The 14,840-nt window shown below is 69.2% G+C and carries 14 protein-coding genes and 3 pseudogenes; 9 read left to right on the top strand and 8 right to left on the bottom strand.

Annotated features, from left to right (window positions below):
* Window positions 1-39: 39 nt before the first annotated feature.
* Entirely contained in the window at window positions 40-1,566 is a 1,527-nt protein-coding gene (locus ABD236_RS23585) for an FG-GAP-like repeat-containing protein (RefSeq protein ID WP_344076449.1), read from the bottom strand.
* 501 nt (window positions 1,567-2,067) lie between these two features.
* Window positions 2,068-2,577, bottom strand: coding sequence for a hypothetical protein (locus ABD236_RS23580; RefSeq protein ID WP_344076447.1), 510 nt, complete (start codon window positions 2,575-2,577; stop codon window positions 2,068-2,070).
* 743 nt (window positions 2,578-3,320) lie between these two features.
* Here ABD236_RS23580 and ABD236_RS23575 point away from each other — a divergent pair.
* Window positions 3,321-3,449, top strand: a complete 129-nt coding sequence (locus ABD236_RS23575) for a hypothetical protein (protein WP_344076445.1) — start codon at window positions 3,321-3,323, stop codon at window positions 3,447-3,449.
* A 635-nt stretch (window positions 3,450-4,084) separates the two neighbouring features.
* On the opposite strand, the gene ABD236_RS23570 is transcribed toward ABD236_RS23575, so the two are convergent.
* Complete coding sequence (locus tag ABD236_RS23570; protein WP_344076443.1) at window positions 4,085-4,216, bottom strand: hypothetical protein; 132 nt, start codon at window positions 4,214-4,216, stop codon at window positions 4,085-4,087.
* Window positions 4,217-4,320: 104 nt separating this feature from the next.
* Entirely contained in the window at window positions 4,321-5,295 is a 975-nt protein-coding gene (locus tag ABD236_RS23565) for an ArsR/SmtB family transcription factor (protein WP_344076440.1), read from the bottom strand.
* A gap of 1,006 nt (window positions 5,296-6,301) precedes the next feature.
* Between ABD236_RS23565 and ABD236_RS23560 the strand changes: the two genes are divergently transcribed.
* The 5 genes and pseudogenes from ABD236_RS23560 (at window position 6,302) to ABD236_RS23545 (ending at window position 8,457) form a co-directional block, all read left to right on the top strand.
* Entirely contained in the window at window positions 6,302-6,469 is a 168-nt protein-coding gene (locus ABD236_RS23560; RefSeq protein ID WP_344076438.1) for a hypothetical protein, read from the top strand.
* A 29-nt stretch (window positions 6,470-6,498) separates the two neighbouring features.
* On the top strand, window positions 6,499-6,810 hold the full coding sequence (locus tag ABD236_RS23555) for a hypothetical protein (protein ID WP_344076436.1): 312 nt from the start codon (window positions 6,499-6,501) through the stop codon (window positions 6,808-6,810).
* A gap of 133 nt (window positions 6,811-6,943) precedes the next feature.
* Window positions 6,944-7,135, top strand: a pseudogene (locus tag ABD236_RS23550) (transposase); the annotation flags it as partial.
* Between the two features lie 260 nt (window positions 7,136-7,395).
* Window positions 7,396-7,662, top strand: a pseudogene (locus tag ABD236_RS35050) (peptidase inhibitor family I36 protein); the annotation flags it as partial.
* A gap of 27 nt (window positions 7,663-7,689) precedes the next feature.
* Window positions 7,690-8,457, top strand: a complete 768-nt coding sequence (locus ABD236_RS23545) for an FG-GAP repeat domain-containing protein (protein WP_344076434.1) — start codon at window positions 7,690-7,692, stop codon at window positions 8,455-8,457.
* A gap of 857 nt (window positions 8,458-9,314) precedes the next feature.
* On the opposite strand, the gene ABD236_RS23540 is transcribed toward ABD236_RS23545, so the two are convergent.
* Entirely contained in the window at window positions 9,315-10,472 is a 1,158-nt protein-coding gene (locus ABD236_RS23540) for a pentapeptide repeat-containing protein (protein ID WP_344076432.1), read from the bottom strand.
* Window positions 10,473-10,558: 86 nt separating this feature from the next.
* Between ABD236_RS23540 and ABD236_RS23535 the strand changes: the two are divergent.
* A pseudogene (locus tag ABD236_RS23535) lies at window positions 10,559-11,104 on the top strand (helix-turn-helix domain-containing protein); the annotation flags it as partial.
* Window positions 11,105-11,229: 125 nt separating this feature from the next.
* Here the strand turns inward: ABD236_RS23535 and ABD236_RS23530 are convergent.
* Both ABD236_RS23530 and ABD236_RS23525 read right to left on the bottom strand, forming a co-directional pair.
* Window positions 11,230-11,499, bottom strand: a complete 270-nt coding sequence (locus tag ABD236_RS23530; RefSeq protein WP_344076430.1) for an ATP-dependent DNA ligase — start codon at window positions 11,497-11,499, stop codon at window positions 11,230-11,232.
* A 151-nt stretch (window positions 11,500-11,650) separates the two neighbouring features.
* Entirely contained in the window at window positions 11,651-12,238 is a 588-nt protein-coding gene (locus tag ABD236_RS23525; RefSeq protein ID WP_344076428.1) for a DUF4240 domain-containing protein, read from the bottom strand.
* 98 nt (window positions 12,239-12,336) lie between these two features.
* Between ABD236_RS23525 and ABD236_RS23520 the strand changes: the two genes are divergently transcribed.
* Window positions 12,337-12,915 (top strand): hypothetical protein, encoded by a 579-nt coding sequence (locus ABD236_RS23520; protein WP_344076426.1) that lies wholly within the window; start codon window positions 12,337-12,339, stop codon window positions 12,913-12,915.
* A gap of 436 nt (window positions 12,916-13,351) precedes the next feature.
* On the opposite strand, the gene ABD236_RS23515 is transcribed toward ABD236_RS23520, so the two are convergent.
* Entirely contained in the window at window positions 13,352-13,756 is a 405-nt protein-coding gene (locus ABD236_RS23515; RefSeq protein WP_344076424.1) for a hypothetical protein, read from the bottom strand.
* 217 nt (window positions 13,757-13,973) lie between these two features.
* On the opposite strand from ABD236_RS23515, the gene ABD236_RS23510 reads away from it, so the two are divergent.
* Window positions 13,974-14,818 (top strand): IS5 family transposase gene (locus tag ABD236_RS23510; RefSeq protein WP_425543930.1). Its coding sequence is split into 2 segments (ribosomal slippage): window positions 13,974-14,315 and window positions 14,318-14,818, totalling 843 coding nucleotides; the frame shifts between segments, so codons are not numbered across the junction.
* The last annotated feature ends 22 nt before the right edge of the window (window positions 14,819-14,840 follow it).

The following is a 14,840-nucleotide window of genomic DNA, read 5'->3' as shown; positions in this document are numbered from 1 at the left end:
GGACCGGGCCGGCCCCACCGCGGGGTGTGGCGCAGCGCCCTAGAAAAGGGTGTTGTAGGTGTTCCAGCCGCTGCCGATCTTGACGCGGGTCTTGAACGGGGCGTTGGCGATGCCGGTGCCCTGGTAGAGCCACAGCGTGCCCGAGGCGTCACGGGCGACCGCGTCGGGGCGCGAGTCACCCGTGACATCGGCGACGGCGGTCAGCTGGTTGTAGGTGTTCCAGCCGCCGCCGATGCGGACACGCGTGGTGAACTGGCCGGTTCCGGTGCCGTCGTAGCGGTACAGCACCCCGCTGCCGTCGCGGGCGAGGAGGTCGGCGCGGCCGTCGCCGTTGAGGTCCCCGGCGCCCACGAGTTGGTTGTAGGTGTTCCAGCCGCCGCCGATGCGGACACGCGTGGTGAACTGGCCAGTTCCGGTCCCGTCGTAGCGGTACAGCACCCCGCCGCTGTCGCGGGCGAGGAGGTCGGCGCGGCCGTCGCCGTTGAGGTCCCCGGCGCCCACGAGTTGGTTGTAGGTGTTCCAACCGCCGCCGATCCGTACCCGGGAGGCGAACTGCCCGGTTCCGGTCCCGTCGTAGCGGTAGAGGGTTCCAGTGGTGTCGCGGGCGAGCAAGTCCCCCTGTTCGTCACCCGTGAAGTCGTGGAGGGGGCCGGTCGGACGCGGGCGCGGCGGGATCACCCAGGCCGGGATGTCGGCCATCACGTCGGCGCGGGAGACCATGGTGGTGGGGCCACCCGCGGTGCGGGCGGAGTGGACGGCGACCCTCGGGTTGGTGGGGTCGTCGAGGAAGGCGAGCTGCTCGCCGTCGGGTGACCAGCGCGGGTATATCTTGTCGCCCGGCTCGCTGGTCAGCTGGGTCTCGGTGCCGCTGGCGAGGTCACGGACGAAGAGCTGGGAGCCGGTGCTGCCGACGAGGCGGGAGAACGCGAGGCGCGACCCGTCGGGGGAGAAGGCCGGCTGGTATCCCTCGGTCAGACGCGTGGGCTCGCCGCCGGTGCGCGGGTCGTAGAGCATGACCCGGCTGCCGCTCAGGAAGGCGAGGGTTCCGTCGGGGGCGACGGAGGGCTGGGTGTCATAGACGTTCACCCGGTCCTGAAAAACGTAATGCAGGCCGCTGCCGTCGAGGTTGACCTGCTGCAGGCGCAGCCGGTCGTGGCCGGGCTTGAGCTGGAAGCCGAGGTACAGCATGTCACTGCGCGGCCCCCAGGCCAGGTTGGTGACCCAGCCATCGGGGTCCTGCACATCCATTGCCACCGGCCGGGCGTGCGAGCCGTCCGGGTCGGCGACCCAGACATCCCCGTATCCGTCATTGACGATGAACGCGAGGTGCTTGCCGTCCGGCGAGTACACCGGACTCTCGATGTCGCGCGTGGCGGGCAGCCCGGGGCCGCTCGGCTCGATCACCGTGCGTCCGGTGCCGTCCGCATTGGCCGTCACCAGCGTGTACTCCAGATAGCTGTCGACGTACACCGCCTCCCGGTAGATCAGCCGGTACTGCGGCGGTGGTTGGGGCGCGGCCGCAGCCGCCGGTACCCCCCCGGTCCCGGCGGCCAGCAGGCCGGCCATGGCCGCACTCAGCAGTGCTATCCGCGCGCACCTGCGCACTCGCGTACGAATCCGGTAAAACACTCAACCCCCCATGGTCGATGTCTGTGATGTCCGCAGTGTCCCGTGGTGGTGAAGGCCGCATGCGGCGGCTGCCCGGTCGGGGCGCCCCGAGGCGGCGGCGAACGCCTCCCACCCTACTTGAACACGTTCAAGCGATGGCGCCGGGTGCTCATGCCCGAGACTGGCCGGCGGCTCCTCAGCTGGCGGAGCAGGTCCGCCGTCAGAGTTCAACGCCTAGTCGAAGACGCGCTGTTGGGTGAGGTGGTGGAGCGCAAGGCGGGGGCCGAAGACCGCCAGAGCTGCCATTCTGAAGACCTGCAGCGCTGCGTTGGAGAGGGCATTCATGGCGACCGGCAGGGCGGGCGCTGCGGATTGCAGCCCTGCCGCCTGGCCGTGGGGGCGGCAGCCTGGTGAGCAGTCGGGGGTGGTGCGACGACCAGTGGTGGTCTTGTGTCGGGCTCACTTGCCTGCCAGGGCCAGGTTGGCCCCGTCCCGGAGATCGTCGAAGCCCTGCGCGACCACCGCGGCCGGGGCCAGGCAGGCGTGTCGGGTCTGCGGTGCCGTCGGGGCGGTGGCACAGCCCAGCTGGTTGTATGTGTGATTGGCGTTCTTGATCTTTCGCGCGACGGAAGCCAGTGTCGCAAATCCCGGCCGCCCGTTGATCTCCGTCGTCGCCTGGTCGGCGACCTGGGAGACGGCACCGGCCGCCGCCTTGCACTTCGCCGTGAACATCAACGGCGATGACGTGGCGCACGGAGAATTCGTCCCCGAGCCGAACCGTTGTTCACCCGCGGAGATGCTTTCCTCCAGAGCGAGTTTGAGCTTCTCCGCTGCCTGCGCCTTCGCGGAGACCGCCTCCCCCAGCGGCGAGGCTGTTGTGCCCGAAGGCCGGGCCGAACGCCCCTCGTCGGCGGAATCACTGCACCCAGCAACCAGGGCCGTGGACAGCCCCACCAGGGCCACGGCCACCCGTACACGCCACCTCATCGTTAACTCCCCATAGTCGACTGCGCGCCACCGTACCCACGAAAGTCGAACAGATTACGCCCAGAGCTGGGGAGTCAACGTCATACAAGGGCCTGAATTCACCGGCGGCGTCCGGTCAGGGCAGGGCGATGGCGGTCATGTGACGTGGAGGGCGATGAGGGCTTTTTGGCGCTGGTCCTGGTCGTCCGCCGGGGAGGCGAAGTAGCCGTAGTCCACGCCGGTCTTGCGGTACGTCTGCACGATCCGGTCGATATGTTGAAGCTGAAGATCTGGTGCAGGAGGGCGTACGCCAGCTCGTGCTCGAAGCCTGCTGCTGGGTCGCTATGACACGGGTGGGCATCTCCGGCTGATCGCCCGCACGACTCCCTTGGCTCCCGCCGACCGGCGCAAGCTGGGGGCACGGAGTGTCGAAAGCGGCTTGCGGCGACAGCGGTGTCCCCGACGAACTCCGCCACAACGTCGGGGCGCATGGGGGCGGCCGTCGAGACTACCACCGGGCCCCGGACGCTCTGGGCAAGCCGCGCGAGGCCACCTCATGAGGGGCGGCCCGCCCTCGACCGCGGCGATGACCGCCAGCCCGGAACGGTCCGCCAACGGCGTACCCGGCACTGCCCGGAGCAGGAGTATGTGAGGTTCGTCCGAGGCCAGGACGGCTTCAACCACCACTCCAGCCGTGGGAGAACGGGCGGCCGCTCGGGGTAGCCAACTCCCGTCTGTGGAGGGGCTTGCGCTCCGACCGTCCGCACGCCCTGCTGGTCTGCGGGCGGTACGCGGACGAGGATGCCTTCGAGAGCGAGGACGTCCCTCGGTACCGGGCACCGATGAAGGCAGCAGGCATCCCTGCGATCGTCTGATCTCGGTCCGGGGTGGGGGTGCAGCGCCGCATGCGGCGGAGCCTGAGGGGCAGGGACCCAGCCTGGTCCTCTCAGCGGAGCACCCGATTGACCTGAAGCATTCCACCCTGAGCGATTCTCACCGAAGTCTGGGGGTCAGCGCCTGAGGTCAGTCAATCCAGTCATGGAAGCGCGCATGCGATGGCTCACATGCCCCTTCGGCCAGAGCCTCCTCGTACGCATGCAGCGATGCGGAGTCTGTTTCTGCCGCCGAGGCGGTGAGAGGTACGTAGGACCCCGAGTAGACCGTGCACGCTGGATGGACCGGCTGGACGGCGTACCAGCCGACGGCGACAACGGCGGCGGCCAGGACGGTCAGCGCGACAAGTCGGCGCCGGGGCGGGCGGAAAAACTGCCTGATCACCCGTGGATCCTACGGAGAGACCAGCTCCGCCCCCAAGAGGATTTCCGGCCTGCTGGGCACACCAAGGCTCCGACCTACGCACGTAATGTGCGACATCCCGCGCGCCCTGGGCCGTACGCGGTCCACTGAGGTCACCGTAGGCGCACCCTCCGGCCCCCCGCCTCCCGCTCCTCACCCCTCCGCGGGCCCCCGACAGGGTCTTGTCGTCGTGGTAGCAGGTGCCGGAGTTGGCCTAGTCGAAGGGGCTGTCGATGCCGTCGAACCGGCCGAAGCCGAAGACACTGTCGACGGCTTCCGCGACGACCTGGTTGGGGACTCCGGACAGCTCGGTCGGATCCTTGCATACGCCGAGAAGGAGCTTCACCCGGCGCCTTGCCGCGCTCGCCGCAGCTGCCTGGCGGCCCTCGATGAGCCGGCGGTTTCAGTGGCGTACGCCCAAGACCGTGCCTCTGCTGGACGGCCGCCTGCTCAGTGCCGGGTGGTGTCGTTGTGCAGGAGGGCTTCTCCCAATGGGGTGAGGGTGTGTTGGACGGCCATGCCGGTGCGGGTGGTGGCGATGAGTCCGGCGTTGCGCAGGATGGTGGTGTGCTGGCTGGCTGTGGGGAGGGAGATGCCCACGCGGTCGGCGACCTCGGTGGTGCTGTAGGGGTGCCGCAAGGCGGCCAGGACGGTGGCTCGGGTACGCCCGAGAAGCGGCCCGAGAGCGTCGGCGGCGTGCGTGGGCGGCTCGCCGGCATGCAGGGGGTAGAGCAGTTCCATGGGCCCGCCGGGGCGCCTCCCGAACATCGGCTTCTGGAGGAAGTAAGCGGGGACCAGCATCAAGCCCTGCCCGTCCAGGTGCACGTCACGCGGGGCGCCCGGTGCGGGAACGTGCAGGGTCGGCGGCTGCCACCGCCAGTGCGGAACGAGTGTGGCGAGCAGGGCGTCGGTGCCACCGCGGAGCAGGGTCTCGGCCCGCAGGGCCCGGTCGGCCACGGCGCCGGCCTGGACCTGCGTCCACAGCGGTGCCAGCGAGGAGGCGAAAAAGCGCCGGGTGTCATGCGCGAGGCTGTTGCGGCTGCGGCCGGTGCCGTCGGACAGCTCCCGCAACGCAGGGAGGCTGCGGATCGGTTCGGGCAGCAGGGCGATCTCGTCCGAGAGTTCCTGGACCGGTGTCTGGTGGAGCAGGTCGATACCGGTACGCAGGCCGGGTTCGAAGGGGTGGTGGAAGAAGTCGAAGATGCCGCCGTGTGGCGGGTCCAGGTGCGGGAGCACTCCTGCCCGGGGACGCAGCCCGCCGGCGATCATTTGCCGCCAGGACTGCAGCTCGGGGCGCGGCCACTTCCTGTCGGTAGGGCGGGTGCGGAGGTAGCGCACGCTGAGGGCGACTTCCAGCAAGGCGTTGGGAACCGGAGCGAGGGTGACCCGGCGCAGGTCCGCCTCGGTGAAGTGAAACCGCAACATGCAACCGATTGTTCTGTGCCCGGACCCTTTTGGCCGTGGACGAAGACCATAGCGACCAGAATCCGGTCGCGGCAGTCTCATTTGCACCGGCTGCTCTCGCTGGCGCACAGAGGGAGCTGGACCGGAATGGTCGAGGACAGACAGGGGCTCGGGGTGGTTCTCCGGCCTGGGAATGGGCTGGAGAACGACGCCCAGCCTCCTGGACTCGGCGACTGGCGCTCCGCTCAGGCCGTCGAACCGGACGGCGCAAGAGCCGCGCAGGAGGTGCCGCTGGCACGGTCGCCAGCCGCGCACCCTGGGTGCGGCGCGGCGGGGTTGCCCACGTCAGTCAGGGCATGAGGCCCTGGCCGAAGTGAGGAGAATAGGATGCAGACAGGTATGCGCCCGAAGGACGGCATGAGTGGCGGGCGGACTCCGCGGGCGAAGCGGGGCAGGACGTTCACCCTGGCGGCTGCCGCGGTGACACTGGGGGCGGGGGCGAGTGTGATGGCGCCCGGTGCGCAGGCGGCACCGGCGCCGCACGACGCAGCCCGGCCTGCTGCCGCAGTGTCCTGTTACGACGGGGCATGGAGGTACGACAAGCCATCCGGATGGGGATACGCGCCCACGGGCCCCGGCTACTACGTGGCGACCAACCGGTGTGCGGACATCCAGGTCATGCCGGACAACGACACCGAGATGAAGGTGTGTGTGCTAAAGGACCGTGATCCCAGCAGGGAAGACTGCACGGGCTACGGCACAGTCCGATCCGGCCGTTGGACCGTTCTGAAGAAACGCGTCCCTGACGGGGCCTACTTCTACTTCAGGTTCACCAACACCGGGGCCCATAAGACGGGTCTGGTCGCGGCCTGACGTTGCGAGGCTTCGCTACCTCGCCTGCCTGACCTGAGCAGATGATGCCCCGTCGCTGGGCCGGCCTTGGCCGGCCCAGCGACGGGGCGAAGGCCAGAGCCCGGCGACGCTCGGCGGTGCCTGCCAGACCTGGCACGACGACAACACCTGGGGTGTGGCCTGCGGCGGCTTCCCCGAACACAGCTACCGCGCGGTCGCCCTCTGCAACAACGGCCGGATCACCAAAGGCGACTGGCGCAGTGGCACGTCCTGGAAGTGGTCGTACGCCTACTGCACCCGCATCGGCTCCTCCTTCCACTCCGGGGACAAAGAGTGGAAATAGCGCAGCAACCAACCGAAAGGACACAGCCTATGAGGCGCGTCATCGCCACAGCATTCGCCATCGCCATGCTCGCGGGAACGGCAGCCACCACCGCGACCACCGCGGCTGCCGGCGAATCCGGGAAGAGCAGCCTCCACGACTGCCGCCTGGACTGGAACGACGCCAACACCGCCGGAATCAAGTGCTGGGGCGGCACCTTCGTCGGCTGGGCCGTGTGCAAGAACGGCAGTAGGGCCCAAGGCCAGGCGGCCTACCCCGGCACGACCTCCTACGCCTGCTGCTCCTCGTACGGATCATCGTTGGTGAAGCCCGTCCGGTGGGGCGCCGTCCAGGTGAGGTAGACACAGAGCCGACACCCAAGACCAGATGTGCCCCGATGCCTCCTGATCGGGGCACATCGTGCTGCGCAACCGCTGGCTGTCCGCCCCGGGGCCGGCGCGCGGGCCAGGGCCAGGAGACGCTGGCGCTCGCGTACGGGGCGCACCGCACGGCACCGGCCTGGCCACGTTCCGCTGGGTCGTCGAGCGCACGATCTCCTGGCTGCACGGCTTCCGCCGCCTCCGCATCCGCTGGGAACGATGTGATGACATCCACGAGGCCTTTCTCGGACTCCCCGTCTGCCTGATCAACCACCGCCACGTCCAGATGCTTTGTCAGGGCCAGTAAGCCGACCCTCTGGCCAGGCGGAGGGTCACACCGGAATCCGGCGTATGCCGGCAAGGGGGCGGTGTGGCCTGCTCGAGCCGGCCACCGGCGCGAGCGGCCCCGGTGTCCGGCGCGGACCGCACGCTGCTGCGCCCGCCCGTGCGCGCGTAGCCGGGGGAGGGGGGTACCGGAGCGGAACGTTCGAGGTGGTCGGCATAAGGTGTGATTCCTCCTGCGCGTACGTGTGCGCAGGTGTCGTTCCTTGAGGGGGGAACCCTTTTATGCGTATGTCGCTGCGTGCTGCCCTGGTGTCGGTGGCTGCCGCGTTGGGTCTTGCCGCGACCTCGGTGGTCCCGGCTCAGGCCGCGTCAGGTTTCGACCGCTGTCCCCAGGGCCGGTTCTGCGTCTTCGACGGTGCCGACGGCCAGGGTGCGATGGTTACCTACACGGCGCCGCAGTCCAACCTCGGCTCCTGGCGTTCCCGGGCGTCCTCGGTGATCAATCGCACCGGCTACGGGGAGGCCTGCCTTTACAGCCGGACCGACTATGAAGCCCTTGGCTCCCACGCTGTGGTGGTGAGCATTCACGGGAGCGGCGGGCTCAATCTGTCCGACTACCAGGACAGCGACAGCCGGCTGGACAATAACCTCGGCTCGGTGCGCTGGGCTCACACCCTGCGGGAGTGCGAAGGCCGCGCCGAACCTGTGGACTGGTCCTACACCGAGGTCCCGGACAACGGCCCGGCCCAGGCATTTGGTGACCTGAACCGTGACGGTCGCCCGGACCTGCTCCACCGCAGTTACGTGGGCCGTCTGTGGTTTCTGCCCGGCGGCTCCACCGGGAAGCTGATCGGTGGTGGCTGGAAGTCCATGACGGCTCTGACCCGCCACGGCGACCTCAACGGCGACGGCACCGAGGATCTGCTGGCCAGGGACACCGCGGGCAAGCTCTGGATGTACCCGGGCAACGGCCGCGGTTCGTTCGGGGAGCGCCGGCTCATCGGGGGCGGCTGGAACAGCATGAGCCGCCTCCAGGCCGCTGGCGACCTCACCGGGGACGGCAAGGGCGACCTGCTGGCCCGGGACACCGGCGGCAAGCTGTGGATGTACCCGGGCAACGGCCGCGGCAACTTCGGCAACCGCATGATGATCGGCACGGGCGGCTGGCGCAGCTTCACCACCCTGATCGGCATCGGCGACGTGGACCGCGACGGCCACCCCGACCTCCTGGCCGCCAAGAACGGCGACTACGCCGACGTACGGGTCTACCACGGCCTCAACGGCGGACGCCTCGCCCCGGGCGTCAACGTCACCTACGCGGAAGACTCCGACGCCCTGTTCTGATCCTCGGCCTCCGCAGCATGACCTCGGGACCCCGACCGTGCAGATGCTCGGGGCCCCGAGGCTGATGTGGAGGTTCTGGGGCTCAGACCCCGGCAAGGGAGGGGCGATGCTGGCACCGGCCCGTTTCGGTGTGAAGCCCCCAGTTCGGGTCGGCCGCCTGTCGGCCCTACGTTAGGTCAGCAGGGCACGCACCCCCGTTCGTGTCACAGCGGATCGCCACCTGATCCCCTCCCGTCGTTCGCCACCTCGGGCGCCTCCCGACCGCACCGAGGCAATGATCACGTTGTCACCTCGTATCGCGCACCCAGCTACGGCCGCGCGCCCGATCTGCTCTGGCTATTGCCGGAACCGTCGTCGGCGCGCCCCAGCCGAGCCTTGCCGGAGGCGCGGCATCGTGGCCTGATGCCTACGCCGTTGCCGTTGACCGTTCCGGTTGCCGTCATGCGCCCGGCCCTGCGCGTCCTGCTGGACGGCGCAGCGGTCACCACCTCGCCTCGCCGGGACCCGTTGCAGACCGCCCAGATTGCCGCGCGGCCGTTGCCGGCCACCTGGGTCCCGCCCGCTCCCTGTCAGGCGGCCAACTCGAACGCCCCGTGGATGGAAGCCTGCACGCCGAAGTCCGCCGCACCCCCGGCCGTCACTCCACCACCCGCTTCATCTGCCTACGCCCCCGCGCCGAGTAGCGTCTGCGCGTTGAGTAGGCGCGGGGGCGCCCGGCATCTAACGACCTTGGGAGCGATATCAGCTCCCGGATCTGCGTGGTGGCCTGGGCCCCTGCGCCATCAGGACGCCGCTGAGGAGGAGTGATGCTGGTCAGGCGGATCGCGGTCGCCGCAGTCTTGACCGGCGCGTCTTGGTCAGGGAGTGGATCGCAGCGGCGGTGCCTGCCGCGTTATCCCCGGCGGCTGGAGTAGGGGCGAGGGCTCGGGTCCGGGGTCGTCGGTGTCGACGACTCCGGCGGCCGTGTGGTCGAAGCCAGCGGGCCAGCGGGTGTGCTCGCTGGCCAGGGCGCCGGTCAGGTGGGCTTCGACAAGGTTGGCGGTGCTCAAGTCGGTACCGCGCAAGTCGGCCATGCGGAGGTCGGCGCGGTGGAAGACGGCGCCGTTAGCGTCCGCCTTGCGCAGGTTGGCCTCGCGCAGGTCGGTCTCGGTGAAGTCGGCGTCGCGCAAGTCGGTTTCGACCAGCTTCGCGGCCCGTAGGTCGGCCAGGATGCAGCGAGCCCGGCGGAGAATCGCAGTCGTGAGGTCGGCGTGCCGCAGGTTGACCGAGACCAGGGACGCCTGGGTCAGATTGGCGTGGTACAGACCAGCCGCCTCCATGCAGGCGCGATCGAAGTTGACCTCGGGGAACCATAGTCCGTCGCAGTCGGCCCGGCGCAAGTCGGTGATGCTGAGATTGACCCAGGGCTGCTCACGGTGCCGGCACAGCACGCCGAGCGCGGTCAGTGCCACCTGGGCGTCGGCGGCGCGGGTCTCCAGGGGTGCGATGTCGTTGATGGGCACGTCTGCCGCCGGTGATTCCGGCCCGGCGGGTGGCCAGGGCAGGTGTGTACGCAGATACGCGGCCTGGATGGAGATGATGGCCTCCCGGTCGCGGGCGGACTGCTCCGCGATCCGCCACAGCGCGTGCAACCCGCCGATGCGCACATCCAGCTTGTCGCTGCCGAGCTGGTCCACAGCCCGGCTGAATCGGTCGGTGACGTAGCCCTCCTGGGTGGCGCGCAAACCGTCCTGACTCACCCGCAGTTGCCGCCAGGTGGCGTAGGCACCGAAGAGCACGACCAAGCCGCCGACCACCTGCACAAGCGTCGTACGGACATCGTTCACCGCCTTCAGCCGCTCCTGCGCGGCGACGCTCGCCCCGGCGAGATCGTGGTCGACCACCACACTCGGCAGTATGACGAACACCGTGCCCAGAATGACCAGCCCCGCTCCGGCCAGCAGACCTGCGGCCACCCGGCGCCTGATCAGTCCGTCGTGCCACCGCCGCCCGCGGTCTGGTTCCCCCATCTCCATGGGCATGAGAGCCTAGGCGCCGGCCAGAAGGCGATCAAGAGTGCTGGCCCACTGACCCGTGACAGGAGAACGACCGTACGGGTTGGGTGAGTTGTGAGGTTCACCCGGGCCCGTGCGCCCTGTTCCCATCCCGTCCTGTCCGGGGTCCCGCGCACACTTCGGCGAGTTGCTCGAAGATCTCGCGCCCCCGGTGGCAGGGCCGCGCGGGAGTCGGCGCTACACGAGCGGCGTGGCGGAGACCGGAGGCGGGCGCTGGCGACGAGCCCAAGCAGCGCCTGGTCTTCGTGGACCGGCTCCTGGTCACACTGGTCCACCTGCGACTTGGGATCCCGCACGCCGCTCTGGCCGAGTTGTACGCAGTGGACCGCTCCGCCGTCTCCAGAGCGATCCGCGAGGCCTGCCCCCTGCTGGCAGCCCGCGGCTTCGCCATCCCGGACCGGCCAGGGGTGCGGCTGCGGACGCTGGAGGATCTGTTCGCCTACGCCGACGCGGAGGGCGTTGACCTGCGCATGGACGGCACCGAAGTGCAGGTTTGCCGCTCACGCGCCCACCGCCCCGGCAGCAAGGCATTCGTCTCCGGCAAGAAGAAGCAGAACACCCTCAAGACCACTACCTTCAGTGACCCGCAGGGTCGCACCCTGTTCAGCGGCGCGGTCCGGCCGGGCCGCATGCACGACCAAACCGCCGTGCGCCCGGCGCTCGCGATCCGGCCGTCCGGTGACGGCATTGCCGCCGCCTTCCAGGATGTCGAAGACGATCAGGAAGGCGGGGTACTGGGCGGCAGCCTCGACTGCGCTGCGGCCCGGCGCCGGGCACGGCGTTGCAGCTCGGCGAAGTGCGGCCGCCCCTCCTGGGCCACGACCAGCTCCTCGTCCAGGACCAGCTCCTCGCACAGCTGCGCGGCCGCTTGGACGATGTCGGGGAAGGCGGGAGTCAGATCGGTGCCCTGGCGTGAATGCACCCGGACCAGGCCGGCGCGCGCAAAGACCAGGGCGCGGAAACCGTCCGGCTTCTGCTCGAACTGCAAGGTGCCGGGCAGTGTGCCGTCCGGCGGCAGTTCCCCCGGGCTTCGGCGAGGATCGGCTCGATCGGAGGGGTGAGCACCACAACGCCACTTCTACGCCGAGACGGCCCGGGCTGCGCGCTGAGGGGCCCGGCAGGCGCATCGTGCCAGGACCTTATATGGCAGGCCGCACGGGGAAGAGGGAGCTCAGTCGCGGAAGCTTGTCAGCTGCCAGGTCTTCTCGTCGCGCGTCCCAGTAGGCGCCCAGTGGATTCGCCCGGGGCCCCGTGGCCCTGCGTGCGGTTTTCAGGGCCGCGTAGAACGCCTGCGCGCAGTCGTCGTTGCTGCCGGTCGCTATGCCGTAGGCCTCCTGCGCGACGTAGTCGAGAGCCTCCCATTCGGGCCACTGCTCGCTCCACTTCTCCCTCGGCTGGCATGCCAGGTGCTGGACCTCTGGGCTGGCGGACAGAGCATCGGGGGTGGCAACCGCACGGGAGAACGCCTCGCGTCCGAGCCCCACCATCCACAGGCCGAAGTAGCAGAACCCGTCGTCCGAGCACCAGCCGAGGATCCGCTCTGCTGCCGCCCACAGGTCCCAGGTGAACGCCTCGTCCGTCACGTCGTCCAGGAGGGCCTGGAACTGAACGATCTCTGCTACAGGCCTGTGCGACAGCTCACCGCGCAGCCACACAAGGCGATCGTCCTGGCTTCGGGCCTGCTGCCGCGACTCATCGATCAGCGTCCAGAAGGAATCAATGTCCACGATGGCACTGTGCCAGATGTGGCGCAGCGCGTTATGCAGCCTGGTGGACATATCTGATGCTCAGAATCGACCCAGCGGCCCGATCGAGGAACCGACCGATGCTCAGGCTCGGTGCAGTGCACTGCGTCGGGCCACTCCACCCGCTGGAGCAGCGGTTCCAGGGAAATCGGGTCGACGGAGCGTTGCGTAGCGGCGAGTATGCGACGCGACCGCTAAAGCTCCCGGAGACGCACGTGGGTAACCGACAAGCAGACATCGACTTCACTTTCCAGCGACCGGCCACCGTGCGCGGCTTGCTGGAGCTGCTGACCCAGGCCGGCTGGTCCGCTGAGGAAAGCCCCGGCTACATCTCGTACATGATCAACGACGCAGACGACATGCACGAGTGGTACGACAGCACCCCCGACTGCCTGGATGCCGTGCTCGCGGAGCTGGACTCGGCGGCGAATCTGCCCTACACCGTGGCGCTGAACATTTACCACCCTCAGGGCGGGACCGGCGGCATGCTCATGTTCTCCGCGCAGCGCAGGGAAGTCTCTTTCTCTCCCACCATCCACCGCCGGAGCATCCCGGACGCGCCGCAGTTCACCGACCTCGCCTGGTACCTGGCGGCACTTGTCCCCTCCCTGCTCTGTGCCGGCCTCGAAGGGTATGAGGCCCGCGAGGACTCCAACTAGGCGTCACCCCCTGAGACGAAGCCCGTCGTATCCGCCGGTCGAGCGGGGCTCTGAGCATCGAAGTTGCCCATCCAGGCCGCATAGCGTGTTCGGCCACAGCGGCTCCTGTGACCGAGGACGATAGCTGGCCCTTTTGGCCAAGTACGTGCTCAGATCCAGCCCTATGGGTCAACCGCCGTGGAGGCCCCACTCGTCGAGGCCGCCGCAGACATGGTCTTGGAGGCATTGGGGGGCGTCAAAGCCAACGGCCTCCCTCCGGTGCACGGCGATGAGGGAGTCCTCGCCCCTCCACCAGTTGTCGGTCACTCCCCGCACTTTTGGGTACGGGCTCAAAGCCGCCGAGGCCAGGGACTCGACGGCCGTGCCCGTGACCCTTGTGACGGTTCTGGCCCAGCGGTGGGCGTGGTCGGCGAGTGCCAGGGATTCCACCCAGCCGTCAGTATCGGCGTGATCGGGCCCAGGGCGCTGGCGGAGCGAGGTCCTCCGCCACGTACGCCCGTAGTTCCTCGCCCGCCAGCCCGGGCGGCAGATCGCTGAGGATCCCGAACGGTCCGGGCAGCCAGCCGCTCAATTCCATGGCACACACCCGGAACCGGGCCTCGTTCTCCGACAGGTCCAGCTGGTGGGTGGTGGGCGGGGCATGCGGAGCGTACGCGGCGGTCTCCCAACGCCGCCCCCCCGCCTCGGTCACCCGCAGTGAGAAGGCCGACACATTGGGCCCGCCGTCCGGCATCCAGGGCCAGGTCGCCGGGTCGGCCACCACCTGCTCCAGCTCCGCGCCCACCACCTCCGGGCTGTCCTCCTGGACGAACGCGGTCCCGACCGCCCGACGCAGCGTCAACCACCCGCCCGAGACAAGCCGAAGCGCCGCCAACGCCAACTCCGGTACCCGCGCCGCCTGCTCCTCGGGCGAGGCATCGCGCCACCTCGAGGCCTCGGGCGAGCCTACCCAGCGGAGCACCGCCGCAACGTGCTGCACGGTGCCACGAGGGTTTGTCCCGCCGACGGCGCGGCGGACTAGGCAGTTTCGTTTAGCTCAGTCAGTCGTTGGTCCGGGTGTGCCGTTATCAGATGCGCAGTGGACGCGGATCGAGCCGTTGCTCCCAAACCGGACGCCGAAGCGGGGTGGCCGGTGGCGCGACCACCGGCAGGTGATAAATGCGATCGCGTTCAAGTTCCAGACCGGAACGCAGTGGGTGCACCCGCCGGCGAAGTACGGCAACTGGCGGGGCGTCTACAACCGGTTGCGGATGTGGGTCATTGACGGCACCTGGGAAAGGGTGTTCACAGTACTCATGGCGCAGGCGGACGCCGACGAGAACTTGAATGGGGCGGTCTCGGTCGACTCTACGATCGTACGGGCTCATCAGCATGCGACCGGGGCGCGCAAAAAGGGGCCCTGGTCGGCGAGCCGGACGACCACGCCATCGGCCGGCCCCGTGGCGGGCTGAGTACGAAGATCCACCTCGCGGCCGATGGACGCTGCCGGCCTCTCGCCTTCGTTCTCACCGCCGGACAGGCCGGCGACGCGCCCGCATTCACCGACGTTATGGCCAGCCTGCGTGTTCCCCTGCGCCGTGGACGGCCTCGGACGAGGCCGGACGTGGCGCTGGCTGATAAGGCGTACTCCTCACGTGCGATCCGCGAGCACCTACGCAGGCGCGGCATCCGAGCGGTGATCCCAGCCCCGGCCGACCAGCGACGCCACCGGCTGCGTCGCGGCAGTAGGGGCGGCAGGCCACCGGCGTTCGACCGGGAGACCTACAAACAACGCAACACCGTCGAGTGGTGCATCAGCCGCCTGAAGCAGTGGCGAGGCATCGCCACCCGCTACGAGAAGACCGCCACCATTTACCTGGCCGGGCTGTATATCGCTGGCATCTTCCTCTGGGCAGGGTCATGATCAGCAGTTTGCAGCCGGTCCG

Origin of the sequence: Streptomyces crystallinus (assembly GCF_039521265.1) — a bacterium.
Lineage (GTDB): Bacteria > Actinomycetota > Actinomycetes > Streptomycetales > Streptomycetaceae > Streptomyces > Streptomyces crystallinus.
Note: the sequence above shows the minus strand (reverse complement) of the source record. Positions and strands in the feature narration are given on the sequence as shown.

Bases quoted from the DNA above. Each gene is read 5' to 3' on its own strand.
- ABD236_RS23565 (WP_344076440.1), bottom strand. From the start codon at position 5,295: ATGTTGCGGTTTCACTTCACCGAGGCGGACCTGCGCCGGGTCACCCTC.
- ABD236_RS23520 (WP_344076426.1), top strand. From the start codon at position 12,337: ATGCTCAGGCTCGGTGCAGTGCACTGCGTCGGGCCACTCCACCCGCTG.
- ABD236_RS23585 (WP_344076449.1), bottom strand. From the start codon at position 1,566: ATGGCCGGCCTGCTGGCCGCCGGGACCGGGGGGGTACCGGCGGCTGCG.
- ABD236_RS23540 (WP_344076432.1), bottom strand. From the start codon at position 10,472: ATGGAGATGGGGGAACCAGACCGCGGGCGGCGGTGGCACGACGGACTG.
- ABD236_RS23555 (WP_344076436.1), top strand. From the start codon at position 6,499: ATGAGGCGCGTCATCGCCACAGCATTCGCCATCGCCATGCTCGCGGGA.